Here is a 23,729-nt window from a genome sequence, read left to right as displayed (position 1 = left end):
CATGGCCGACCTGTTCGACAGCGGCACCAAGGAACCGGTTGCAGAACCGCACCGCCCGCTGGCCGACCGCCTGCGCCCACAGACGCTGAGCGAGGTGATCGGACAGGAGCAGGTGCTGGGCCCCGACGCGCCCCTGGGTGTGATGCTGGCCTCGGGCAGCTTGTCGAGCCTGATCTTCTGGGGCCCGCCCGGGGTGGGCAAGACCACCATCGCCCGGCTGCTGGCGCAGGAGACGGACCTGCATTTCGTCCAGATCAGCGCCATCTTTACCGGCGTTCAGTATCTGAAAAAGGTGTTCGAGGCCGCCAAGATCCGCCGCCAGAACGGGCAGGGGACGCTGCTGTTCGTGGATGAGGTTCACCGTTTCAACAAGGCGCAGCAGGACGGGTTCCTGCCGCATATGGAGGACGGCACTATCCTGCTGGTGGGGGCGACAACCGAGAACCCCTCGTTCGAGCTGAACGCCGCTGTTTTGAGCCGCGCGCAGGTGCTGGTGCTGGAGCGGCTGAGTCTGGCTGATCTGGAACGCCTGACCCAACGCGCCGAGAAGGAGCTAGACCGCAAGCTGCCGCTGACCCCCGCCGCGCGGGACGCGCTGCAGGAGATGGCCGATGGCGACGGGCGGGCACTGCTCAATCTGATCGAGCAGGTTACGGCCTGGAATGTCGACGCGCCGCTGGACACCGGGGGCCTGTCTGCCCGGCTCATGCGGCGGGCGGCCAAATACGACAAGTCTGGGGACGAGCATTACAACCTGATCTCGGCGCTGCACAAATCGGTGCGCGGCTCCGATCCGGACGCCGCACTCTACTGGTTCGCGCGGATGCTGACCGGGGGCGAGGACCCGCGATATCTGGCGCGCCGGATCACGCGGATGGCGGTCGAGGATATCGGATTGGCCGACCCTCAGGCGCAATCGCTGTGCCTGCATGCCTGGGAGACTTATGAGCGGCTGGGCAGTCCCGAGGGTGAGCTAGCGCTGGCGCAGGCGGTGGTCTATCTGGCGCTCGCGCCGAAATCGAACGGCGCGTATGTCGGCTACAAGGCGGCAATGAAACTCGCCAGGCAATCGGGCAGCGAGCCGCCGCCAAAACACATCCTGAACGCCCCGACCTCGCTGATGAAGGATCAGGGCTACGGGGCGGGCTATGCCTATGACCACGATGCCGAGGACGGGTTTTCCGGCCAAGACTACTTCCCCGAGGGCATGAAGCGGCCCGTGCTGTACCAGCCCGTCGAGCGCGGCTTTGAGCGCGAGTTGAAAAAGCGGCTGGATTACTTTGCCAAGCTGCGGGAGCAGCGGAACTCCCAGTAACGCAGGGTCAGTTTCGCCGGTGCCGCCGCGTCGGACATGACGCGGCGCGCTAAACCGGCTTCCCTCGGGTCATGTGTTTGGCAGAGGGAGGCCTTCATGACCGTGACAATCGACAAGACCGGCGATGTCTGGACCATCATCCACGACCGCCCCGAGGCTCGGAACGCCGTCGATACCGAGCACGCCCATGCGCTGGTGGAGGCCTTCCAGGCCTTCGAGGACGGCCCGGCTAAAGTGGCCGTTCTCTGGGGCAAGGGCGGCAATTTCTGCGCGGGCTGGGATCTGAAACTGGCGGCGTCGCTGTCTGATCCGGCAAAGCGTCAGGCTTATTTCGAGGCTCACTCATTTCCCGTTGGCTCGGCGCCAGTGGGGCCCGGGGCGCTGGGTCCGACGCGGATGGAGTTGTCGAAACCGGTGATCGGTGCCGTCGAGGGGGCGGCGGTCGCCGGGGGCATGGAGCTGGCGCTGTGGTGCGACATCCGGGTGATGGCCGAAACCGCCTATCAGGGCGTCTATTGCCGGCGCTGGGGGATCACGCTGATGGATGGCGGCTCGGTGCGGCTGCCCCGGCTGGTTGGGCAGGGCAAGGCGCTGGAGATCGCGCTGACCGGGCGAAAGGTCGGGGCCGGGGAATGCCATGCTATCGGTCTTGCGGAAAAAGTGGTGCCGCATGGCGAGGCGCGCGCCGCTGCCGAGGCCATGGCGCATGAGATCGCGCGTTTCCCGCAAGAGGCGGTTCGGGCCGACCGCCGCTCGATCATCGAAACCCGGGGGATGCCAGTGCGCGAGGCGCTGAAGCTCGAATGGGCCAACGGGCTTGAGGCGATCCGCAAAGAGGGCACCGCTGGCGCCGGGCGGTTTCGCGATGGGGTGGGCCGGCACGGGGATTTCAGCAATATCTGACCTCACGCCGCGCATAACTTGACATCGCCGCCCGCCCGCGCGAGAGACCGCCCATGTTTTCTTCGGTTCTACATGTGGCGCTTGGCGGCGCGATCGGGGCGGCGCTCCGGTTTCTAACCGGCTTGGGCGTCTTGCGGGCGTTCGGCCCGCAGGAGTTTCCGGTGGCGATCATATTGGTCAATGTCATCGGGTCCTTCCTGATGGGTGTCTTTGTCGTGGCCGCAGTCCATCGGGGCCTGCACCATCTGTCCCCCTTCGTCATGACCGGAGTGATGGGTGGTTTCACAACCTTCTCGGCGTTTTCGCTGGAGGCGGTAACCCTCTACGAACGCGGCGCGGTGGGGCACGCGGTGCTCTATGTCGCGCTGTCTGTTGGCCTGTCTCTGGCGGCGCTTGTCCTGGGTGTTTACCTGGCGCGGAGCGTGTGGGCATGAGCGGTGTGCAGATGATCACCGTGGGCGCCGATGATGGCGATCAGCGCCTGGACCGCTGGCTGCGCCGGATGTTCCCGCATGTCGGCCAGGGCCGGATCGAGAAGATGTGCCGCAAGGGCGAACTGCGTGTGGATGGCGGCCGCGTCAAGGCCTCGACCCGGCTGGAGCCCGGGCAGACGGTGCGCGTGCCACCCTTGCCGGATGCCGACCACAAACCTGCCGATCCGAAACCGCGCGTCTCGGAGGCGGACGCGAAGATGATCCAGTCTTGTGTGATCTACCGTGATGATCACGTGCTGGCGCTGAACAAACCGTCGGGCCTGCCGGTGCAGGGCGGCAGCGGGCAGAGCCGCCATGTGGACAGCCTGTCCGAGGCGCTGCGGTTTGGCTACGACGAAAACCCAAGGCTGGTGCATCGGCTCGACAAGGACACGTCGGGCGTTCTGGTCATGGCCCGCACGCGCGAGGCCGCCAAGGGCCTGACCGCTGCCTTCCGCCACCGCAACACACGCAAGATCTATTGGGCGCTGGTCGCCGGTGTGCCGACGCCGTATCTGGGCGAGATCAAGACCGGGCTGGTCAAGGCGCCGGGTCATGGCAAGCACGGCGAAGGCGAAAAGATGATCGCCATTCACCCCAGCGAGGTCGACGACACGCCGGGCGCCAAACGTGCGCATACGCTCTACGCCACGCTCTACCGCGTGGCCGGGCGGGCCTCGTGGGTGGCGATGGAGCCGGTCACCGGGCGCACCCATCAGTTGCGTGCGCATATGGCCGGGATGGGGCATCCAATCATTGGCGACGGCAAATATGGCGGCTCGGGTCAGGAAAACCTCGGCGATGGCTGGGGCGCGCAACTGGGTGGGATCATCAGCAAGAAACTGCACCTGCACGCGCGGCGCCTGTCCTTCGAACATCCCGCGACCCGCAAGCCGGTCACGATCACCGCGCCGCTGCCCGATCACATGAAAGACAGCTGGAACACCTTTGGCTGGACCGAGGATCTGGCCGCCGACGATCCGTTCGAGGAGTTGCAATGAGCGCCCCGCTGCGCCTGATCCTCTTTGATGTCGACGGCACTCTGGTAGACAGCCAGGGCAGCATCGTCTCGGCGATGACAACGGCCTTTAACGCGCTGTCCCTGCAGGTGCCGGACCGCCCGGCGATCCTGTCGATCGTGGGGCTTTCGCTGCCGCAGGCCATGGCCCGGCTGGCGCCCGAGCAATCGGTGCAGACACAGCTTCAACTGGTCGAGGCCTATAAGGCCGGCTATCACGACCAGCGCCTGAGCCAGGGCGCGGCGCATTCGCCGCTTTATCCCGGTGCGCTGGGGATGCTACAAAAGTTACATGCGGTGCCCGAAAACCTGCTGGGCGTGGCGACCGGAAAATCCCAGCGTGGCCTTGAAGGCCTGTTGGAGGCGCACGGATTGGAGCGCTTTTTCATCACCCGGCAGGTGGCCGACCACCACCCGTCGAAACCGCACCCCTCGATGATCGACACCGCTCGCGCCGAGACCTGCGTGGAGGCCGCATCCACAGTGATGATCGGCGACACGAGTTTCGACATGGAAATGGCCGCTGCTGCCGGTGTGACCGGAATTGGCGTGAGCTGGGGCTATCATGCCGCATCGTCCCTGACGCAGGCGAGGCATGTGATCGACACGTTTGAACAGCTGCCACCGGCGCTGGAGCAAATCTGGACCTGACAATATGAGTGACTGGAAACCAAAACGCTTCTGGAAAGACAGCGCCGTGGTCGAGGCTGGGGACGGCTTTACCGTCGAACTGGATGGCCGCCGGGTGAAGACGCCGGCAAAGGCGGCGCTGATCCTGCCGACCCGGGTGATGGCCGAGGCGGTGGCACAGGAATGGGATACGCAAGACAAAGTGGTCGACCCGGCCACCATGCCCTACACCCGCTCGGCCAATGCCGCCATCGACAAGGTGCACCACCAGCATGGCGAGGTGGCGGACTTGCTGGCGGATTATGGCGATTCGGATTTGCTGTGCTACCGGGCCGAACATCCCGCCGCGCTGACCGAACGGCAGGCCGAACACTGGAATCCGGCGCTGGATTGGGCGGCGGAAACGCTGGAGGCGCGGCTGCTCCCAGTGTCAGGAGTGGTCCATCAGCCACAACCCGTGGCCCCGCTCGAGCGGCTTAGAGCCCGGGTTCACGACATGAGCGATTTTCACCTGGCGGCGTTTCACGATCTTGTCAGCTTGTCCGGCTCGCTGATCCTGGGTTTCGCCGCTGCCATGAATTGGCGCGAAGCGGACGCCATCTGGCGCATTTCGCGTCTGGACGAGCTTTGGCAGGAAGAGCAATGGGGCAAGGACGAGGAGGCACGCGAACAGGCCGAGTTGAAACGTCAGGCTTTTTTGCACGCAAAACGGTTCTACGACGTCTCAGGATGATACGGACGGGGCCGCTGAAGCGGGTGACCCCAAGTCAACCTTTTCCGGGGAGCCATCTATTTCGCTGATCCAACCCTTGACGTTTGTTTATGAATGCGCCCAAACTTATGCGCACTGAAGGGGAGACCCTTTTCGGTAACCTTTCCGGTACGCGCATCGTGCCGGACGAACCGTTTCGTCAGGGGACGGAAAATCAGGAAGAGGTAAAAATGAAAAAATCCGTAATTTTGGGCGCGGCCACGGTCGCCGGTCTGGCAGCGGGCGCTGCAGCGGCAGGTACCGTGGACGACATCAAGGCCCGTGGTAAGCTGAACTGCGGCGTGACCACCGGTCTGGTTGGCTTTGCTGCGCCGGATGCCAATGGGGAGTGGCAAGGTTTCGACGTGGCCGTGTGCCGCGCGGTTGCAGCCGCTGTTTTGGGCGATGCCAGCGCGGTCGAATTCGTTCCGACCACCGGCAAGACCCGTTTCACCGCGCTGGCGTCGGGCGAAATCGACATGCTGGCCCGCAACACCACCTGGACCTTCAGCCGCGACGTCGACCTGAAGTTCGAATTCGTGGGCGTGAACTACTATGACGGTCAGGGCTTTATGGTTCCGAAATCGCTGGGCGTGAGCTCGGCCAAGGAACTGGACGGCGCAACCGTCTGCATCCAGACCGGCACCACCACCGAGCTGAACTTGGCGGATTTCTTCCGCTCGAACAACATCAGCTACGAGCCGGTTCCGATCGAAACCAACGCCGAAGCGCAGCAGCAGTACCTGGCTGGCGCATGTGACGTTTACACCACCGACGCCTCGGGCCTGGCTGCAACCCGCGCCACGTTCGAAAACCCCGGTGACCACGTCCTGCTGCCCGAGATCATCTCGAAAGAGCCGCTGGGCCCGCTGGTCCGTCACGGCGATAACGAGTGGGGCGACATCGTTCGCTGGACTCTGAACGCGATGATCTCGGCCGAAGAGCTGGGCATCACATCGGCCAATATCGACGAGATGGCAGGCGGAACCGACAACCCCGAGGTCAATCGTCTGCTGGGTAGCGAAGGCACCCTGGGCGAGATGCTGGGTCTGGACGCCGAGTGGGCACGCCGTGCCGTCAAGGCGGGTGGCAACTACGGTGAAGTCTTTGCCAAGAACATCGGTGAAGAAACCCCGATCGGTCTGGCGCGCGGTCTGAACGCACAGTGGACCGAAGGCGGCCTTCTCTACTCGCCGCCGTTCCGCTAAAAATCCGCGGAAAGGGCGCAGGGCAACCTGCGCCCTTTTTGCATCCTTACAAACAACATGCCCGGCACGTGGGAGCGGGGGGAAACCCCGCCAGAATGAAAAGCCGGGATGTCACGGGGATTTACATAGGTCATGACGACACTCACTGACCCGCCGAAGGAGCAGTTCCGGCTGTCGATGCTCCTTTACGATACGCGGTATCGATCAGCGACCATTCAGGTCATAGCACTGATCGGCTTTATGCTTCTGGCAGCCTGGATTATTTCCAATACCATCAACAACCTTGCGGCGCTTGGAAAGCCGGTCGAATTCGGTTTCTTTGGCGAGCCGGCCAGCTATGACATCAACCAGCGACTGCTGGAATATACATCACGCGACACACATCTGAGGGCCGCTTTTGTCGGGCTTCTTAACACGCTGGTGGTTGCGGTTCTGGGCTGCGTTACGGCGACAATTCTTGGCGTGATCATCGGCGTGCTGCGCCTGTCACACAACTGGATCGTCGCGCGATTGATGACCGTGTACGTCGAAATGTTCCGCAACGTGCCGGTGCTGCTCTGGATCGTGTTCATCATGGCGATCCTGATCGAAACACTGCCAGCGCCGCGGGCTTTCAGGGGCGAGAACCCGGAAGCCGGCATGATACTGGGTGATAGTGTCGCAGTGACCAACCGCGGGGTCTATGTTCCCGAATTTTTGTTCTCGAACAGCTTGGGCGACATCCATCTGTTTGGAACTTCAAGTCTGCGTTTTGACGTCAGCCTGGACCTCGTCGCATTTCTGATTGTGCTTGGCGGCGCGATCTGGGCTTCCAGGTGGATCAAACACCGCGCGGACCACGTTCAGGAAAAGACCGGTGACCGGCCCGTCACCTGGTGGCAGAGGGTGGCCGTTTTCGTCGTGCCGCTGGGCATCCTGCTTTATGCGCTGGGCTTCCATCTTGGCTACCCGGAGCTCAAGGGCTTCAACTTCAAGGGTGGCACGCATATGCGCAATTCGCTGATTGCCTTGTGGATCGCCTTGTCGTTGTATACCGCGGCCTTCATCGCGGAAATCGTTCGCGCAGGCATCATGGCCATCTCGAAAGGCCAAACTGAGGCCGCGGCGGCGCTGGGTCTGCGCCAGAACCGGATCATGAATCTGGTGATCCTGCCACAGGCACTGCGGGTGATCATTCCGCCACTGATCTCGAACTATCTCAACCTCACCAAGAACTCGTCACTAGCGATTGCCGTGGGTTACATGGACATCACCGGCACGCTGGGCGGCATCACCATGAACCAGACCGGGCGCGAGCTGGAATGTGTTCTGCTGCTGATGCTGGTGTACCTGGCCATCTCGCTGACCATCTCGGCGGTCATGAACTGGTACAACGAATCCGTTAAACTGAAGGAGCGTTGAGATGACTGACATTGGATTTGTCCGCACCGAAATGCTCCCTGAACAGGAGCCTCCAGCATCCGAAGTCGGCGCGATCGGCTGGATGCGGCACAACCTGTTTTCGAACTGGTTCAATTCTGCCCTGACACTGTTGGCAATCTATTTTGTCTTCAAAGTTCTGGCAGGTCTCGTCCCTTGGATACTTTCTCCGACTTGGAACGCCGGTTCGCTGTCCGAATGTCGGGAAATCCTGCACGCGCTGGGCCGTGAAGGTCACTATGCAGGTGCGTGTTGGGGCGTGATCAATGAACGTTGGATTCAGCTGATTTTCGGGTTCTATCCGTCAGAGCTCTACTGGCGTCCGATTGCCGCCTTCATCCTGTTGGGTGTGGCGCTGGCTCCGGTTCTGTTCTCGGACAAGGTGCCTTCGAAGTTGTTCGCGTTTACCGCGCTCTATCCCTTTATCTTCCCTTGGCTGCTTTGGGGTGGAACGATTTGGGGGCCGCTCTCGGCGTTGCTGGGCTTTGTTCTGGGCTGGTTCGTTTACACGGCGGTCAGCAAGGCAATAAGCAACCTGTTTGGCATCATTCTTGGCGTTCTTGCGGCTTTGATCTGGTGGCTGGCACTGTCTGGCTATTTCGTCGGCGCAATGGATTCCATTGCCGCCATTGGCATTGAGGTCGTTGAAAGCCGCAAATTCGGGGGCTTCATGCTGTCGATCACCATCGGCGTCGTGGCCATCGCCTGTTCGCTTCCGCTGGGCATCGTCCTGGCGCTGGGCCGTCAGTCCGACCTGATGATCGTCAAATACCTCTGCGTGGGCTTTATCGAGTTTATCCGGGGTGTTCCGCTGATCACGTTGCTGTTCGTGGCGTCGACCCTGCTGAACCTATTCCTGCCACCGGGTACAAACTTTGACATCATCCTGCGGGTTCTGATCATGGTGACCCTGTTCTCGGCCGCTTACATGGCCGAGGTGATCCGGGGTGGCCTCGCCGCGTTGCCGCGCGGTCAGTATGAGGGGGCGGATTCGCTTGGCCTCAACTACTGGCAGGCACAACGGCTGATCATCATGCCGCAGGCGCTCAAGATCTCGATCCCGGGTATCGTCTCGACCTTCATCGGCGTTTTCAAAGACACCGTTCTGGTCTCGATCATCGGGCTTCTGGATCCATTGGGTCTGAGCAACGCAATCCGTGCTGATGCCAACTGGAACGGCATTGTGTGGGAGATCTACGGGTTTATCGCCCTGTTGTTCTTCGTCTTCTGCTTCTCCATGTCCCGTTATTCCATGTATCTGGAGCGCAAGCTTCAGACTGGCCACCGTTAAGGAGTTCAACATATGTCTGAACTGGCTATCGACCGCGAAATCGACCGCTCCAAGATGCAAGTCTCGGATGAGGTCGCGATTGAAATCACCAACATGAACAAGTGGTACGGGGCTTTCCACGTGCTGCGCGACATCAACCTGACCGTGAACCAGGGCGAACGGATCGTCATCGCCGGTCCTTCGGGCTCGGGTAAATCCACCCTGATCCGCTGCCTGAACGCGCTGGAGGAGCACCAGCAGGGCACGATCATCGTGGACGGCACGGAACTGTCGAATGACCTGAAGAACATCGACAAGATCCGGTCCGAGGTTGGCATGGTGTTCCAGCACTTCAACCTGTTTCCCCACCTGACCATTCTGGAGAACTGCACGCTGGCCCCGATCTGGGTGCGCAAGACGCCCAAGAAAGAGGCCGAAGAGCGCGCGATGCATTTCCTTGAAAAGGTGAAGATCCCCGAACAGGCCGATAAATATCCCGGCCAGCTTTCGGGTGGTCAGCAGCAGCGTGTGGCCATCGCCCGCTCGCTCTGCATGATGCCGCGGATCATGCTGTTCGACGAACCGACCTCGGCGCTGGACCCCGAGATGATCAAGGAGGTGCTCGACACCATGATCGAGCTGGCAGAGGAAGGCATGACCATGCTCTGCGTGACCCACGAGATGGGCTTTGCCCGTCAGGTCGCCAACCGGGTGATCTTTATGGACGCCGGTCAGATCGTGGAACAGAACGAGCCGGAGGAGTTCTTCAACAACCCGCAAAGCGAACGGACCAAGCTGTTCCTCAGCCAGATACTGGGGCACTGAACAGAGGATGGGGTGAAACCCCATCCTACATCCGAACGAAGGGCAGGGCGGGGTTCTACCCCGCCTTTCCTATTCCAGCAGTTCGCGCGGGATGATGAAGTCCAGTACTTCGCCGCTGCCCCTGGTCACGTCGCGCCAGTCGTCGATATCGAACCGGACCACCGTCGTCGCACAGGTCGGATAGCCGAAAAACCGGGGATGCGGCGGTGCCTCAGCCACAATCTCCTCGGCGAAATCCGCAATGCCGGGGTTGTGTCCTAGCATCAGTACCGTCGCGCCCTTTGCCTCGCTCAGCAGCCGCAACATTTGTGCCGCAGACGCATGGTAGAGGTCGTGAGTAAAGCTGACCTTCGGCGCGTCCAATCCCATCCGCTCCCACGTCTCGCGCGTCCGCGTTGACGAGGAGCTGAGCACCTGATCCGGCTCCCACCCCTTCTCCGCCAGCCATGCGCCGATGGCCTTGGCTGACTTGCGCCCGCGCTTGTTCAGCGGACGGGCGTGGTCATCGAGGCCGGGGTGGTCCCAGCTGGATTTGGCGTGGCGGGTCAGGATCAGGGTACGGCTCATGATGGGTGAAAGGCCTTCATATGGTGGGCGGATTGTTCCGGATCGCGTCCCGCTCCGGCGCTGAGCGGGCAGGCCAGCCGCACCTTACAGCCCCCGGTCATGCAGGACTGGCCGGGGAACGTGTCCAGATAACTGCGGCAGGCGCTTACGTCATAGAAATTCTCGGCGTTCAGCGCGCCGACTGGGCATGCGGTGGTGCACGGGGCAGGGCAGGAGGTGCAGGGAGAGGTGCCGGTTGCCTCGGGGATGGCAAATTCCTCAGCGAAATGGAGGGCCCCACGGTATGAGATCATCATGCCCACGCGGTCATGCACCATCGCGCCGACGGGGCTGAGAAACGCCCGCCCCGATTTCAGCGCCCAGTCGATGAAGGGCGTGTAGGGTGGGCCGCCGAAGGGGAAATAGGCGTGCGCCGTCAGTGCGTCGGCCATCGCACCGATGATCCGGGTCGACCAGCGGTCCACCGGATCGGCCTCACCATCCCGCCATTCAGGCGCGGCTTCGAGGGTCGGCCAGAACTCGGCCCCCGCGCCAAGCAGGATCAACGTGCCGCCGTCGAGCTGTTTCGCCCCGCTCAGCCGTGGATGCTGCGCGCCCATCACGTTCAACCCGGCCTCACTGGCGGCCTTTTCCACCCGCGCATAGGTCATTTGCGCTGAAACGGCAGCAGCAGGCTCCACCGAAGCCGCGTGGGGCGATCGTCCTGCCATTGCAGGCCCACGGTCATCTCGTCATGTCCTTCGGCGGGCTGCGCCACGTATGTTCCCATCAGCCGGTCCCAGATCGACAAGGCAAAACCATAATTGCTGTCATGCTCCTCACGCCGGATCGAGTGATGGACGCGGTGCATGTCAGGCGTTACCAAAACCTTGCGCAGGATCGCGTCCACTGCAAGCGGCAGTTTGACGTTGGAGTGGTTGAACATCGCCGTCCCGTTCAACAGGATCTCGAACAGCACCACGGCCAGTGCGGATGGGCCCAGCAGGTAAACCAGCCCGATCTTGAGCAGCATCGACAAAGCGATCTCGATGGGATGGAACCGGATCGCCGTCGTCACGTCGATGTCGCGATCCGCGTGGTGAACCCGGTGCAGTCGCCAGAGCAGCGGCACCTTATGGGTGATCAGATGCTGCGCCCAGATGGCGAAATCGAGGATCAGGACCGACAAGGTCACCTCGATCCACACCGGCCAGCCCAGATGGTTGAACAGACCCCAGCCGTTCCGCCCCGCATCCAGTGCCGCGCCAACCGAGAGCAGCGGCAACCCCACTGCCAGCGCGCGCAGGGCGAGTGTGTTCAGCACCGTGATGGACAGGTTCGTTACCCAGCGCCGAGGTCGTGCATAAAGGCGCTGCCGACGCGGAGCCAGTGTTTCGGCCAGTGCAAAGGCGGCAAACAGGCTCAGAAAGATGCCGACGCGGATGAGGGGCTCGTTCTCCATACATTCACAGTTGGGCATGTGAATGCCGGACGCAAGCCTGCCTGTGTCACGAAACCGTCAATCCGGGCGGATCAGCGAGCCGGCGCCGTGTTCGGTAAAGAGCTCCAGCAGCACCGCGTTGGGTGCGCGGCCATCCAGGATGACAACAGCTCGCACGCCGCTGTGGAGCGCGTCCAGTGCGGTTTCGGTCTTGGGGATCATGCCGCCCGCAATTGTGCCCTCGCGGGTCATCTGGCGGATCTGACCGGCCTTGAGTTCGGTCACCACCTCGCCAGCAGCGTTCTTGACGCCCGATACATCGGTCAGCAGCAGCAGGCGGTCAGCCTTGAGCGCCGAGGCGATCGCCCCGGCGGCGGTATCGCCATTTACGTTGAAGGTCTCCCCGTTCCGGCCCGCCCCAAGGGGTGCGATCACCGGGATCACGTCATTGGCGAAAAGATCATGCAGCAGCTTGGGGTCCATTTGCGACGGGGTGCCGACAAAGCCCAGCGAGCTGTCGGTCTGCTCGCACGTCATCAGATGCGCGTCCTTGCCGCTCAACCCCACTGCCGTGCCGCCCTGCGCGTTAATGGCCTGCACGATCCGCTTGTTGACCACGCCCGAGAGCACCATTTCGACCACTTCGACCGTGGCGGTGTCGGTCACCCGCTTGCCGTTCACAAACTCGGACTGAATGTCCAGCTTGTCCAGCATCGCGTTGATCATCGGCCCGCCGCCATGCACGATCACCGGGTTCACGCCCACATGGCGCAACAGCACTACATCGCGGGCAAAGCTCTCCATCGCCTCGTCGCTGCCCATGGCGTGGCCGCCCAGCTTGATGACTACGATGGCCCCGTCATAGCGCTGCAGATAGGGTAGGGCGCTGCTCAGCGTTGCAGCGGTCGCGATCCAATCCCGGTTCATGTTCTGTTTCTTCATGCCAGTGTCCCTCTGGCGACCCGTGTTAGGGCCTTTGTGCCGGGCTGCCAAGACCGCAGCGCGGGAAATGCGTGGGGTCCGTGCCGAAGATGCTATTCCAGATGCGCGATGATCGAGCGCAGAGTGGAAATGCCGTCCCCCTTCTCGGACGAGGTCAGGACGATCTCGGGGAAGGCCGCCGGGTGTTTGGTCAACGCTGCGCGCACCTGATCCAGCACCTTCTGCCGCTCGTTGGCCTTGACCTTGTCCGCCTTGGTCATCACGCATTGAAAGGTCACGGCGCTGGTGTCCAGCAGCTTCATGATCTCGTCATCCACCGGTTTCACCCCGTGGCGTGCATCGATCAGGACAAAGGCCCGGCGCAGGGTCTGACGCCCGCTGAGATACTGCTTCAGCAGCTTCTGCCATTTCTCCACCACCTTCAGCGGCGCGTTGGCATAGCCATAGCCGGGCAGGTCGACCAGATATAGATCAGGACCTTGGGTGAAAAAGTTGATCTCTTGCGTGCGTCCGGGCGTGTTCGAGGCGCGCGCCAGCCCCTTGGTGCCGGTCAGTGCGTTAATCAGGCTGGATTTGCCCACATTTGAGCGGCCGGCAAAACAGACCTCAAGCCGGTCGGGCGCGGGCAGGCCGGACATGGCGACCACGCCCTTGACGAATTCCGACGGCCCGGCAAACAGCTTGCGGCCAGCCTCGGCGGCATCTGGTTCGGGAGCATCGGCGAGAGGAAAGGGTAGGGCGTTCATGACAGCTCCATCTTGTCGCCGACGCGGATCTCGCCGCCCCGGATCACCTCGGCCTTGACGCTGAAATCCCGGTGGCCCCAGGTCTCAAGCGTGCCGAGCGTATCGGCATCGCGTTGGCCCGTCTCCGGGTTGGCAGTGGTGGCCAGACAGCGCTCGGTGCGTTCGTGCACCTTCAGCACTGCCTCACCGATCCGCACCTCGCGCCCGATCCAATCGAATTCCTCCCAAACCGCCAGCCCGTCGAACCAGATATTGCCGCGCCAGCGGTGGATCGACAGGGGACGACCCAGCTTCTGTTCGACCGCCCGGTGCGAGGCCATGTTGCACAGGGTAACAGAAGGCCAGCTGCTGTCGGTCAGGCCGACGCCGGGCACACCGACCAGCCGGACCGGCATCGCGCGGCCTTCGGGCATCAACGGTTTGACCCAGTCGATGAACGCGGCCTCTTCGATTTCGGGATCGAAGGCCAGTTCGGGGCGCTGGGGATGCGTCAGCACCAGCTTGTCGCCCTCACTGCGGGCCGAGATCGCCATCAACTGCGGCGCACCGGCGGCGCGGGTGAAGTTGCTGCACCGCGCCCATTCGGCCCCCGTGGCACTGGATGCCTCATGCGCCACGGCCCAAACGCGATCCCCGGGCATGCACTGCCCGGGGATCAGGGTTACGCTGTCCAGCGCTTCGCGGCCATGCGCCTTGATCGGATGCCGCCAGAGACTGGTGACAGAACCGCTCATTTGTCGTCGGTTTTCGGCGTCCGCTTGAAGCCGGACTTGATGTTGCCGAACACGTCCGGCGTATAGCCCTGGCTGCGCATGATAAGGTACTGTTGGGTGAAGGTGATGGTGTTGTTGGCGATCCAGTAGACCACCAGTCCGCTGGCAAAGCTGCCCAGCATGAACATGAACACCCACGGCATCCAGGCAAAGATCATCGCCTGCGTCGGATCGGTGGGAGCCGGGTTCAGCTTTTGCTGGAGCCACATCGAGATGCCCAGCAACAGCGGCAGGATGCCGATGAAGATCAGCGCCATCAGGCTTTCGGGCTGCGGGCCCGCCCAGGGCAGCCAGCCGAAGAAGTTCAGGATCGAGGTTGGGTCAGGCGCGCTCAGATCGCGGAAGGGACCGAACCAAGGGGCCTGGCGCAGTTCGATGGTGACAAAGATCACCTTGTATAGCGAGAAGAAGATCGGGATCTGCAGCAGGATCGGCAGACAGCCCGCGGCGGGGTTCACCTTTTCCTTCTTGTAGAGCTCCATCATACCTTGCTGCATCTTCTGGCGGTCGTCGCCGGCGGCCTCTTTCAGGGCCTCCATCTGCGGCTGGAGTTCCTTCATCTTGGCCATCGAGACGTAGGATTTGAACGCCAGCGGGAACAGGATCGCCTTGATGATCAGCGTCAGGCCGATGATCGACCAGCCCATGTTGCCGATCAGAACGTTAATGTTGTGCAGTAGCCAGAAGATCGGTTTGGTCAGGAAGAAGAACCAGCCCCAATCGATGCTATCGATGAACTTCTGCACGCCCTCATCCTGATACTCGCGAATGGTCTCCCATTCCTTGGCGCCGGCGAACAGGCGGGTGGTGACTTCGGCGGTTTCACCCGGTGCGACGGTGAGCGTCGGCAGTACCGTTTCCGCCTGATAGATCTTGCGATGGGCATCGTATTTGGCGGCGGATTTGAAGTTGCCGCCCTCGGCCGGGATCAGTGTGGTCATCCAGTAGTGATCGGTGAACCCGATCCAGCCGTTTTCCTTGACCTGGAACACCTCGGCCTGCGCGCGCTCGTTCGGGTCGATGTCGAAGTCACGCACATCGCCATAATCGATCTCGGTCAGGGTACCGTCGGTCATGTTGATGACGCCTTCATGCAGGATGAAGAAGTTCTTCAGCTCCGGCAGATCCGCATCCTCACCCATTCCGTGGCGGGCCAGGATGCCGTAAGGGGCCATGCTGGCGCCCGCCTGCGAGGTGTTTTCGACCGATTGCGTCACCGAGAACATGTAATCGGGGTCAACCGAGATGGTACGGCGGAAAGTCAGGCCGTTGTCGTTGCTCCAGGCAAGTGTGATGGGGTTGTCAACCCCAAGGGTTTCGCCTTGCTCCAGAGCCCATACGGAGTTAGGGCCCGGGACATCCTGACCGGTCAGCCCGGCGCTCGGCGCCCAGCCGTAAAGCGCGTAATAGGCGGATTGCGAACCCACCGGCGAAAGAAGCTTGACGATTTCTGCATCCTCAGCCAGCGAAACGCGGTAATCCTTCAACGACAGATCGTCGATGCGCCCACCCAGCAACGAGATGCTGCCGGTCAGGCGGGGGGTGTCGATCTTAACCCGGGGCGCTTCGGCCTCTGCCTCGACCTCGGCCTCCAACGCGGCGGTGGTTCCGGCGGCGGTCGTGTCGGCGGCGCTGGGCGCAAGAGCCACCTCACCCTCGGTCGATGTCACAGCTGTTTCCTGTGGTGCCTGCTCAGGTTCCGGCGGCGGGAACAAGACGAACCAGACAAGGATCACGAGAAAGCTGAGCGCGGTTGCGAGGATGAGATTCTTGTTCTGATCGTCCATCGGGGACAGCCACCTTGTGCATTAAGAGACAAGGGTGGGTTCAACAGAGTGCGGGCCCAAAGGTCAAGGGGATTCGCCCTGATGGCCTGGGGCAAAACGTGCGGTTTTGCCGCCAAACCACATTGCTCAGCCGGTTTCACGTCCGATCCGGGGTGTATCGTGCAGTTTTGCCTGATGGGTCGCGATCCAGTCGAGGGTCTGGTCGAAAGGCATCGGCTTGCCGATCCCGAAGCCCTGCACGTGATCGCATCCAAGCTGGGCCAGCAGCGCGTGCTCACCCACGGTCTCGACCCCTTCGGCCAGCGTTTCCAGCTCCAGCCGTTCGGCCATCGTCAAAATGGCCGCGATCATGCGCTGTTGCTCCGGATCGCGGTCTGCTTTCATAACGAAGGACCGATCAATCTTGATGCGCGAGATGTCGAAACGGCGGATCGACGCGATCGAGGCGTGGCCTGCTCCGAAATCGTCCAGGTCGATACGGCATCCCAGCGCCCCTAGCCCCGAGATATTCAGGGCGATAACATCGTCAGGCGAATTGCAGAAAACGGTCTCCAGAATTTCGACCGCCAGCCGGTCGGGTGTCAGGTCGAACCGGTCCAATTCCCACCGGATGCGGTCCACCAGCCCCGGGTTCCGCAACTCGTCCGAGGCGAAGTTCACGCCGACGCGCGGCACGTCCACTCCGGCACTGTCCCATGCCTTGAGTGCGGTCAGTGCATTGTAGAGCATGACCTGTCCCAACCGCTCCATCAGACCGGCCTCTTCGATCAACGGCAGAAAGGTGTCGGGGCTCAGGATACCGCGCACCGGGTGCGACCAGCGCGCCAGCGCCTCGAACCCGGTCACCTTGCCGGTGTCAGTAGAAATTTGCGGCTGGTACCATGGCTGGATCTGCCCGTTTTCCAGCGCCATCGACACTTCTGTGCGTAAATCGCTTTGAGATCGGGCCCGGCGCGGGGTATCGGGTGAAAAGGCGCGGATGGCAGAGGGGCCGTGCTGCTGCGCCTCAATCAGCGCGGCAGAGGCTGCTTGCAGCCAACCGGCACCGCCGGAAGTCGGAGCGCGGCCATGCTGACAGAACCCGACCGAGCAAGACACATAAATAGCAGTGCCATCCAGCGAGATCGGATCCTCAACCGCGCTCTGAATACGGCCCGCCAGCTGGATGCAAAGCTCCAGGTCCAGTTGCGGCACAGGTGACAGGCAGACGGCAAAGCGGCTGTCGCCCAAACGTGCGACCACGTCATTGTCCCGAACCGCGCCCAGAATCCGCTCACCACTGCGCTGGGCGACCATATCGCCCGCGCTCTGGCCATGCCGGTTCACCAGGTCGCGGTAATCGTCCAGTTCGATCACGAAACAGGTGGATTTGCGCCCTGTTGCGCGGGCCTCATCGTGCATGTCCTCCATCACCGTTCCGAAACTGTCACGCAGCATCAGCCCGGTCACGCTGTCGCGCAGAACGCGCCGTTCCGCAGGCCATGCCCCTAGCGCCCCGGCCAGCGCGAAGAGCAGGGGCAGACCCAGCGCAACGCCCAGCAGTGCCGCTTCACCGCCAATCCAGAACGCCCCCAGCGAGATTGCCGGCAGAAAGGCGAGGATCGGTGGCCCGGTCAGAACCGGAACGATCTGATGGCGAAATCGGGTCAGCAGCGAGTGTTTCCGCATCGGTTTCATCGGCCTTTCACTTGGGCGGTGAGCACGCACAAGCGACCCTAGGAAACCAGTCTGAGTCAGACGTTAACGCAGATGCGGAATTTGGTCGGAATTTTCGTCTTTTTTGCCGGGTTGCAGGGCAAGGTCCTGAAAGTCAAAGAGTTTCGGGTCCAGCAAATGTGACGGGCGGGCGTTCATCAGGGCTCGGAACATGACCTGACGGCGGCCTGGTGCGTTCTTTTCCCACTGATCGAGGATCTGCTTGACCTGCTGGCGCTGCAGCCCGTCCTGACTGCCGCAGAGATCGCAGGGGATAATGGGATAGTTCATCGCGGTGGCGAATTTCTCACAATCCGATTCGGCCACATGCGCAAGGGGCCGGTAAACGAACAGATCGCCCTCTTCGTTGACCAGCTTTGGTGGCATGGTAGCAAGGCGCCCACCGTGAAACAGGTTCATGAAGAAGGTTTCCAGGATGTCGTCGCGATGATGGCCCAGCACCACGGCGGAGCATCCTTCCTCGCGCGCGATCCGGTAGAGGTTGCCGCGCCGCAGACGCGAGCAGAGCGCGCAGTAGGTTCGCCCCTGTGGCACCTTGTCGACGACGATGGAATAGGTGTCCTGATACTCGATCCGGTGCGGCACGCCCATGCGTTCAAGAAACTCGGGCAGCACGGTGGCCGGGAACCCCGGCTGGCCCTGATCGAGGTTGCAGGCCAGCAGTTCCACCGGCAGCAATCCACGCCATTGCAGCTCGTGCAAAACCGCCAGCAGAGTGTAGCTGTCCTTGCCACCCGACAGGCAGACCAGCCACCTCGCGCCGCGTTCCACCATGCCATATTGCTCGATCGCCTCGCGCGATTGGCGCACGATGCGTTTGCGCAGCTTCTTGAACTCGGTGGTCGAGGGCGCGCCGGCGAAAAGCGGGTGGATATCTTCGGGTTCGTCGAACATGGTCCGCCTGTACTAGACTTGCCGAAACCGGGCAAGGGCCGGTCTGGCGCTGGGAATTGAACCGTCCGGCGTGTTTGTGCGTATCAGCAAGAAAGAGGACGATATGCGCCACCTCATCTGGACCGCCCTGTTTCTGTTGACTGCCTGTATTGGAAAACCGTCACTCGACGATCCCAAACTGTCGGAGCGCGAGCTTAACCTGGAAGAGTTTTTTAAAGGCCGGACAACCGCTTACGGCCAGTTTCAGGACCGTTTCGGGAACGTGTCGCGCCGGTTCAAGGTCGACATTCTGGGTGAGTGGGACGGCGAGGTTCTGACACTAACCGAGGACTTTACCTATCATGACGGACTGACCGAACAGCGGGTCTGGACGCTGACCAAAACGGGCGATGAAACCTGGGAGGGGACAGCGCCCGGAGTGCTGGGTGTTGCGCGCGGCGAAGAGCGCGGCGATGTCTTCAACTGGCAATACCGGATCGACTTGCCAGTGCCGGACGGGACCATCCGGGTCGCTTTCGACGACTGGATGTGGCTATTGTCCGACCGACGTCTTCTAAACCGCGCCTATATGAAGAAATACGGCGTGGAACTTGGCGAAGTCGTCATCGTGTTCGAAAAACCGTGAAACCGTCACGCCGTCAGTCGCGACAGGACTGCATCGGTATCGAGCCCGGACACAGACCCTGAAATACGGCCGCTGTCATTTGCGATTCGTGTTGTGATGAACCCGTCTGCAACAGGACCGGGGGCATTTCGGAGCAGAAGTGAGCCCGAAAGCAGCAGTGCGGTGCGTTCGACGTACCAACGCGCCTCGCTCTCTGGCGGAAGGCCGGGCCAGCGTTCCTGATGCGCTTTCAGTGCAGTATCATAGCGGCGGTCGGTGCCGGTGGCAGCCTGGAATTCGGCGTGCAGCGCGTCGGCGGCCAAGGGATCGCGGGCCAGGCTGCGAAGGATGTCGAGGCAGATCACATTGCCCGACCCCTCCCAGATACCGTTAAGCGGCGCCTCGCGGTAGAGCAGGGGCAGGGGGGTATCCTCGACATAACCCATGCCACCCAGCGCCTCCATCGCCTCGACCACGACCACCGGGCAGCGCTTGTTGGCAAGGAACTTGGCCAGTGCCACGCCGATGCGGGCAAAGGCGCGCTGTTCGGGGGTGTTGCTGTCAAAGGCTTGAGCGACGCGCATGCCGAGGGTCAGTGCGCCCTCCCAGTCCAGCGTCAGATCGGCCAGCACGGCGCGCATCAGCGGCTGGTCGATCAGCCGCCGCTGAAAGGCGCTGCGGTGGCTCACCCAGTGATGTGCCTCGGCCAGTGCCGCGCGCATCAGTCCCGCTGGCGCCATGGCGGTGTCGAGGCGGGTGTGGTGCACCATTTCGATGATGGTGCGGACACCTGCGCCCTCATCCCCTAACTGGTAGGCGAGCGCATCATGGAACTCGACCTCGGACGAGGCATTGGCCCGGTTGCCCAGCTTGTCCTTGAGCCGCATGAGATGGATTCCGTTACGCTCACCCTCGAGCCAGCGGGGCAGCAGGAAACAGGTCAGGCCCCCCGGCGCCTGTGCCAATGTCAGGAACCCATCGGACATGGGCGCCGAGCAGAACCATTTGTGCCCTTTGAGCCGCCAGTGATCGCCATCCCGCGCGGCAATCGTTGTGTTGGCGCGCACGTCCGAACCGCCCTGTTTTTCGGTCATCGCCATGCCGAGGGTGGCGCCTTGTTTTTCTGCGATGGGCCGCGTGGTTGGATCGTACCGGCGGGACATGAGTTTCTCCCGCCAGATGTCGGCCACCCCGCCTTGCGCCGCCAACGCCGGGATTGCCGCATAGGTCATCGTCATCGGGCAGCAGTGACCGGGTTCGACCTGTCCGGCGAGATAAACCATCGCGGCATGGGTGGCGTGCCCGCCCGGCTGCCCCTCCCAGGCGATGGCCGCGTATCCCGCGAACTGGCTGACCTCCATCAGGCGGTGATAGGCGGGATGAAACCGCACCTCATCCAGTCGCCGCCCGCCCCGGTCGAACAGGTTCAGCTCCGGTGGATGCCGGTTTGCATCGCGTCCGGCTTCGCGCAGTTCCATGGTTCCCAGCGTGCGGCCAAGCGAGGCCAGCGGTTCCGCCTGACCGTTCGCAAGGGTCACCTTCTCACGCAGCACTTGGTCCGAGGCCCACAAGTCGCAATCTCCGCGATCCGGCGGCTGGTTTTGCACTTCGTGAGTTGGAAGAGCGGTTCGGGGTTTGGATTGCATGGGACCCTCGGGGTTGCCTGATCCAAGTTTCCCGGGGTGTATCATGCGGGTCAAGGATGACGGCTCGTCACAACCTTGCGCCGCGCGTCAATCCGGGCTTTCGGATGCTGCTTTGCCCTTGCTGTCGGGGACGGGATCATACCCGTCACTGCCCCATGGATGACAGCGCCCGATCCGCTTGGTTGCAAGCCACACCCCCCTGACCGCGCCGTGTTTTTCTAACGCCTCCAGTGCATAGGCAGAGCAGGTGGGTTGGTATCGGCAATTGAACCCGACCCACGGGCTGAAGACCAACCGGTAGGCGCGCACAGGAAGAGCCAGGATATGGGCGAGGGGCGTCATGCGCACAACTTAGTAGCATTGGCAGGGTGGTGAAACCCATAGTGGCCAGTCCGCTGAACCGATTGGAAACCGGTGCGGCGGCTTACGGCTGGGCTGATGGCTGCACAATGCGTGCTGGACCCTCGGCTGGGGTGGCGTACTCGGATAGAGGAGCGCCTGCGATTGCAGGTCCAGACCTTGAAAATGGCCGAGGACATGGGGTCAGGCCAACGGAAGTCCGCCCCAACACCCCCTTGGCGTCGGTGAAGAGGGTTCACTTCGTGTCCGCAACCGCGACGCCCGTCCAGTCATGTGGTGGCGGTTGAGTTTGGAAGGCGGAGGCGCGTCTTTTCATGACGGCAGAGGCGGGATCACCGCCGCGTGCCCTTTCCGCCGCCTCAAAGGCCGAAACCGCCTTGTCGAACCGTCTGTTCCGATAATGCGCAAGCCCATCTTCATAGGCCGCGATCCAATCGCGGGACCCTTCGAAGCCATCAGCCATCGCGATCAATTCAAAGATGACGAGCCCTTCGGTTCGGCCGAAAACCGCGAGCGTGTCCAGTTCCCTGACAACAATAGTGTCGCCCGCGGCGCGCCGTGTCTCGGGGCCGATCAGGATCGAGGTGCCATATGCCTTGTTGGCGCCTTCCAGGCGGCTGGCAACATTCACAACGTCACCAATTGCCGTGTAGTTCAGCCGCTGGTCCGAGCCGATGTTGCCAACCAGCGCCTCACCGCTGTTGAGCCCAAGCCGGATGCGCAAGGGCTGGCCGGCATCGTCCTTGATGCCGGTTGCCGCGACCGCTGCAACGAGATCCAGGGCGGCACGGCATGCGTTCTCGGCATGATCGGGGTTCACACGTGGCGCCCCCCAGAACGCCATCACCGCATCGCCCATGAACTTGTCGATCGTGCCGTTGTTACGCGCGATGGCAGATGACGCGGCGCTGAAAAAGGGCTCCATCAACTGGACGATCTTCGGCCCGAGCTTTTCGGACAGACCCGTGAAACCAGCAACGTCACAAAACAGAACCGAGATTTGTTTCATTTCCCCGCCGGGCTGCGTGTGGATGCCTTCGGACACCAGCGTCCGCACCAGGTCGGTGGGCACGTATTTACGAAACGCCGAGAGGCCCGCCGCCATGTTCGCCGTCGCTGCGGAAAGGTTGGCGAGTTCAGACAGTTTGGACGGCCGGCGTTCAATCTGCTCAATGTCAAAGCGTTCGACTTTGCTCAGGTCCTCGACGATGCGCGCCAGCGGGTTTGAGACGACCCGCCGAACAAGCCAGATCGCGAAGCCTGTTGCCGCGATCACCACGCCAACCAACACGTAAATCAGGTTCATCAAAGTCTTGTCGAACCCCGACAGGAAGGCCGATTCCGGAATAACCGTGGCAACCCGCCAGCCATAGAACCCCAGCGGCGTCAAAGCGACGGCATAGGGCACGCCATCGTTGACGATCCGGATCGTGGAACTAGCCGCCACACGTGCGCCTGACCTCCCCAGCAACTTCTCGCCGGATATCTTGGCAACCTCGTACAAGCTACCCTCTCCCATCCGGGCCGGAGTGATTTCGTCTGCGTTCGGATCGGGTACGGCGATCACTTCGCCATCCGCGTCAAGGATGAAGGCTGCGCCAAACTCACCCGGTTGCAGCGTTGCGAGAAAACGCGACAGCCGGTCGGTTTCGATCACAACAGCCAACACGCCTTGCCGCCTGCGATTCACATCGACGGGTCCGGCAAAGGCGTAAGCCGTCTTGTCGCTGCCCGGCAGGCCGCGTGCTTCGATCCAATCCGGCGCGTCGCGTTCGATGAAGTTCCCATACCAGGCGTGCTCACGCGGGTCGTAGGTTGTTGGCGAGAAGTTCCGCTCTTCGAACTGGATGTCGCCGGGAATGAAGATGTAGCGATCCATGCGCAGCATCCGATCCCGGATTTCATCGTCGATCTCGATCATCTCAAGACCGTCATCGCCGAGACGATGGGAGGCAAAGAAATCCCCGTCGGGCCAGCCGAAGACGATCCACGAAATGTTGGGCTGAGCCTGCAATTGCGACAGAAACACGAACTCTCGCTTGTCGGCCTGCCGCGTGGTGATGACGTTCTGGACAAAGACGGTTCTTACAGCGGCCCAGGCGGCTTCTGCGGATCGCAGCGTAAGCCCAACCTCGATCCGGACAGTGTTCGCGATCTGGCTGTTGATTTCGGCTGCAAGCATCCGGCTGTTTTCGCGCGCCGTTGTCCACCACAGCGAATGGACAACGGATGTCGACATGCCGATCGAGATGGCAACGAGCAGTGTGACAGCAATTCCTACGCTGACGCGCATGGTGGCTCCAAAATAGCGGTAAGCGCCGGAGTCGAGAGCTTAGATTGCCAACTGGCGAAATGAAACCTCGTTCTTGTGGCCCGGCGGTATCCCATATTCTGAGGGTTTTCTGGCCGAACGGTATAGCATTATTGGTCATGAAGGTGTTCACCAGTGGGTGATGAGAGGG

The 23,729-nt window shown here is 62.1% G+C and carries 23 protein-coding genes; 11 read left to right on the top strand and 12 right to left on the bottom strand.

From position 1 onward, the window contains the following. Window position 1: 1 nt before the first annotated feature. The 10 genes from GOX53_RS20645 (at window position 2) to GOX53_RS20600 (ending at window position 9,812) form a co-directional block, all read left to right on the top strand. Entirely contained in the window at window positions 2-1,315 is a 1,314-nt protein-coding gene (locus GOX53_RS20645) for a replication-associated recombination protein A (RefSeq protein ID WP_171179723.1), read from the top strand. Between the two features lie 96 nt (window positions 1,316-1,411). Beyond that, the gene (locus GOX53_RS20640; protein ID WP_171179722.1) at window positions 1,412-2,218 is read left to right on the top strand and encodes a crotonase/enoyl-CoA hydratase family protein; all 807 of its coding nucleotides are present in this window, start codon (window positions 1,412-1,414) and stop codon (window positions 2,216-2,218) included. A 53-nt stretch (window positions 2,219-2,271) separates the two neighbouring features. Continuing rightward, window positions 2,272-2,652 (top strand): fluoride efflux transporter CrcB, encoded by a 381-nt coding sequence (gene crcB, locus GOX53_RS20635; RefSeq protein ID WP_171179721.1) that lies wholly within the window; start codon window positions 2,272-2,274, stop codon window positions 2,650-2,652. Further along, a complete protein-coding gene (locus GOX53_RS20630; RefSeq protein WP_171179720.1) occupies window positions 2,649-3,692 on the top strand; it encodes an RluA family pseudouridine synthase in 1,044 nt (347 codons plus the stop codon). Before crcB ends, GOX53_RS20630 begins: the two co-directional genes overlap by 4 nt. Further along, window positions 3,689-4,360 carry an HAD-IA family hydrolase gene (locus GOX53_RS20625; RefSeq protein ID WP_171179719.1) on the top strand — a complete coding sequence of 224 codons (672 nt, stop codon included), beginning with the start codon at window positions 3,689-3,691 and terminating at the stop codon, window positions 4,358-4,360. The genes GOX53_RS20630 and GOX53_RS20625 overlap by 4 nt, the downstream gene beginning before the upstream one ends. Window positions 4,361-4,364: 4 nt before the next feature. Beyond that, the gene (locus tag GOX53_RS20620) at window positions 4,365-5,072 is read left to right on the top strand and encodes an ATP12 family chaperone protein (RefSeq protein ID WP_171179718.1); all 708 of its coding nucleotides are present in this window, start codon (window positions 4,365-4,367) and stop codon (window positions 5,070-5,072) included. A 209-nt stretch (window positions 5,073-5,281) separates the two neighbouring features. Continuing rightward, on the top strand, window positions 5,282-6,298 hold the full coding sequence (locus GOX53_RS20615; protein ID WP_171179717.1) for an amino acid ABC transporter substrate-binding protein: 1,017 nt from the start codon (window positions 5,282-5,284) through the stop codon (window positions 6,296-6,298). A gap of 132 nt (window positions 6,299-6,430) precedes the next feature. Further along, window positions 6,431-7,699: an amino acid ABC transporter permease gene (locus GOX53_RS20610; RefSeq protein WP_171179715.1), complete on the top strand. Its 1,269-nt coding sequence runs from the start codon at window positions 6,431-6,433 to the stop codon at window positions 7,697-7,699. Window position 7,700: 1 nt separating this feature from the next. Beyond that, window positions 7,701-9,008, top strand: coding sequence for an amino acid ABC transporter permease (locus GOX53_RS20605; protein ID WP_171179713.1), 1,308 nt, complete (start codon window positions 7,701-7,703; stop codon window positions 9,006-9,008). 12 nt (window positions 9,009-9,020) lie between these two features. Next, window positions 9,021-9,812, top strand: a complete 792-nt coding sequence (locus GOX53_RS20600; protein ID WP_171179711.1) for an amino acid ABC transporter ATP-binding protein — start codon at window positions 9,021-9,023, stop codon at window positions 9,810-9,812. Between the two features lie 69 nt (window positions 9,813-9,881). Here GOX53_RS20600 and GOX53_RS20595 read toward each other — a convergent pair whose 3' ends face one another. From GOX53_RS20595 to ttcA, 9 genes are all read right to left on the bottom strand, one after another. Beyond that, on the bottom strand, window positions 9,882-10,379 hold the full coding sequence (locus tag GOX53_RS20595) for a histidine phosphatase family protein (protein WP_171179709.1): 498 nt from the start codon (window positions 10,377-10,379) through the stop codon (window positions 9,882-9,884). Further along, on the bottom strand, window positions 10,376-11,029 hold the full coding sequence (locus GOX53_RS20590; RefSeq protein ID WP_171179707.1) for a ferredoxin: 654 nt from the start codon (window positions 11,027-11,029) through the stop codon (window positions 10,376-10,378). The genes GOX53_RS20595 and GOX53_RS20590 overlap by 4 nt, the downstream gene beginning before the upstream one ends. Then, window positions 11,026-11,820, bottom strand: coding sequence for a sterol desaturase family protein (locus tag GOX53_RS20585; RefSeq protein WP_171179705.1), 795 nt, complete (start codon window positions 11,818-11,820; stop codon window positions 11,026-11,028). Before GOX53_RS20585 ends, GOX53_RS20590 begins: the two co-directional genes overlap by 4 nt. Before the next feature lie 57 nt (window positions 11,821-11,877). Beyond that, window positions 11,878-12,741, bottom strand: coding sequence for an acetylglutamate kinase (gene argB, locus GOX53_RS20580; protein ID WP_171179703.1), 864 nt, complete (start codon window positions 12,739-12,741; stop codon window positions 11,878-11,880). A gap of 92 nt (window positions 12,742-12,833) precedes the next feature. Next, window positions 12,834-13,487, bottom strand: coding sequence for a ribosome biogenesis GTP-binding protein YihA/YsxC (yihA, locus tag GOX53_RS20575; RefSeq protein ID WP_171179701.1), 654 nt, complete (start codon window positions 13,485-13,487; stop codon window positions 12,834-12,836). Further along, entirely contained in the window at window positions 13,484-14,221 is a 738-nt protein-coding gene (locus tag GOX53_RS20570; RefSeq protein WP_171179699.1) for an MOSC domain-containing protein, read from the bottom strand. Before GOX53_RS20570 ends, yihA begins: the two co-directional genes overlap by 4 nt. Further along, window positions 14,218-16,047, bottom strand: a complete 1,830-nt coding sequence (gene yidC / locus GOX53_RS20565; protein WP_171179697.1) for a membrane protein insertase YidC — start codon at window positions 16,045-16,047, stop codon at window positions 14,218-14,220. Before yidC ends, GOX53_RS20570 begins: the two co-directional genes overlap by 4 nt. Window positions 16,048-16,173: 126 nt before the next feature. After that, complete coding sequence (locus GOX53_RS20560) at window positions 16,174-17,715, bottom strand: bifunctional diguanylate cyclase/phosphodiesterase (protein ID WP_171179792.1); 1,542 nt, start codon at window positions 17,713-17,715, stop codon at window positions 16,174-16,176. 72 nt (window positions 17,716-17,787) lie between these two features. Further along, window positions 17,788-18,657, bottom strand: a complete 870-nt coding sequence (ttcA, locus tag GOX53_RS20555) for a tRNA 2-thiocytidine(32) synthetase TtcA (RefSeq protein ID WP_171179695.1) — start codon at window positions 18,655-18,657, stop codon at window positions 17,788-17,790. Window positions 18,658-18,760: 103 nt separating this feature from the next. Here ttcA and GOX53_RS20550 point away from each other — a divergent pair, with 103 nt between their 5' ends. Then, complete coding sequence (locus GOX53_RS20550; RefSeq protein ID WP_171179693.1) at window positions 18,761-19,282, top strand: DUF3833 domain-containing protein; 522 nt, start codon at window positions 18,761-18,763, stop codon at window positions 19,280-19,282. A 5-nt stretch (window positions 19,283-19,287) separates the two neighbouring features. On the opposite strand, the gene GOX53_RS20545 is transcribed toward GOX53_RS20550, so the two are convergent. The 3 genes from GOX53_RS20545 to GOX53_RS20535 all read right to left on the bottom strand — a co-directional run bounded on the left by GOX53_RS20545 (window position 19,288) and on the right by GOX53_RS20535 (window position 23,560). Further along, a complete protein-coding gene (locus GOX53_RS20545) occupies window positions 19,288-20,907 on the bottom strand; it encodes an acyl-CoA dehydrogenase family protein (protein WP_171179691.1) in 1,620 nt (539 codons plus the stop codon). An 87-nt stretch (window positions 20,908-20,994) separates the two neighbouring features. After that, window positions 20,995-21,249: a membrane protein insertion efficiency factor YidD gene (gene yidD / locus GOX53_RS20540; protein ID WP_171179689.1), complete on the bottom strand. Its 255-nt coding sequence runs from the start codon at window positions 21,247-21,249 to the stop codon at window positions 20,995-20,997. A 253-nt stretch (window positions 21,250-21,502) separates the two neighbouring features. After that, window positions 21,503-23,560: an adenylate/guanylate cyclase domain-containing protein gene (locus GOX53_RS20535; RefSeq protein WP_171179687.1), complete on the bottom strand. Its 2,058-nt coding sequence runs from the start codon at window positions 23,558-23,560 to the stop codon at window positions 21,503-21,505. Window positions 23,561-23,729 lie beyond the last annotated feature (169 nt).

Origin of the sequence: Ruegeria sp. HKCCD8929 (assembly GCF_013031405.1) — a bacterium.
In the GTDB taxonomy this organism is placed as follows: domain Bacteria; phylum Pseudomonadota; class Alphaproteobacteria; order Rhodobacterales; family Rhodobacteraceae; genus Ruegeria.
Note: the sequence above shows the minus strand (reverse complement) of the source record. Positions and strands in the feature narration are given on the sequence as shown.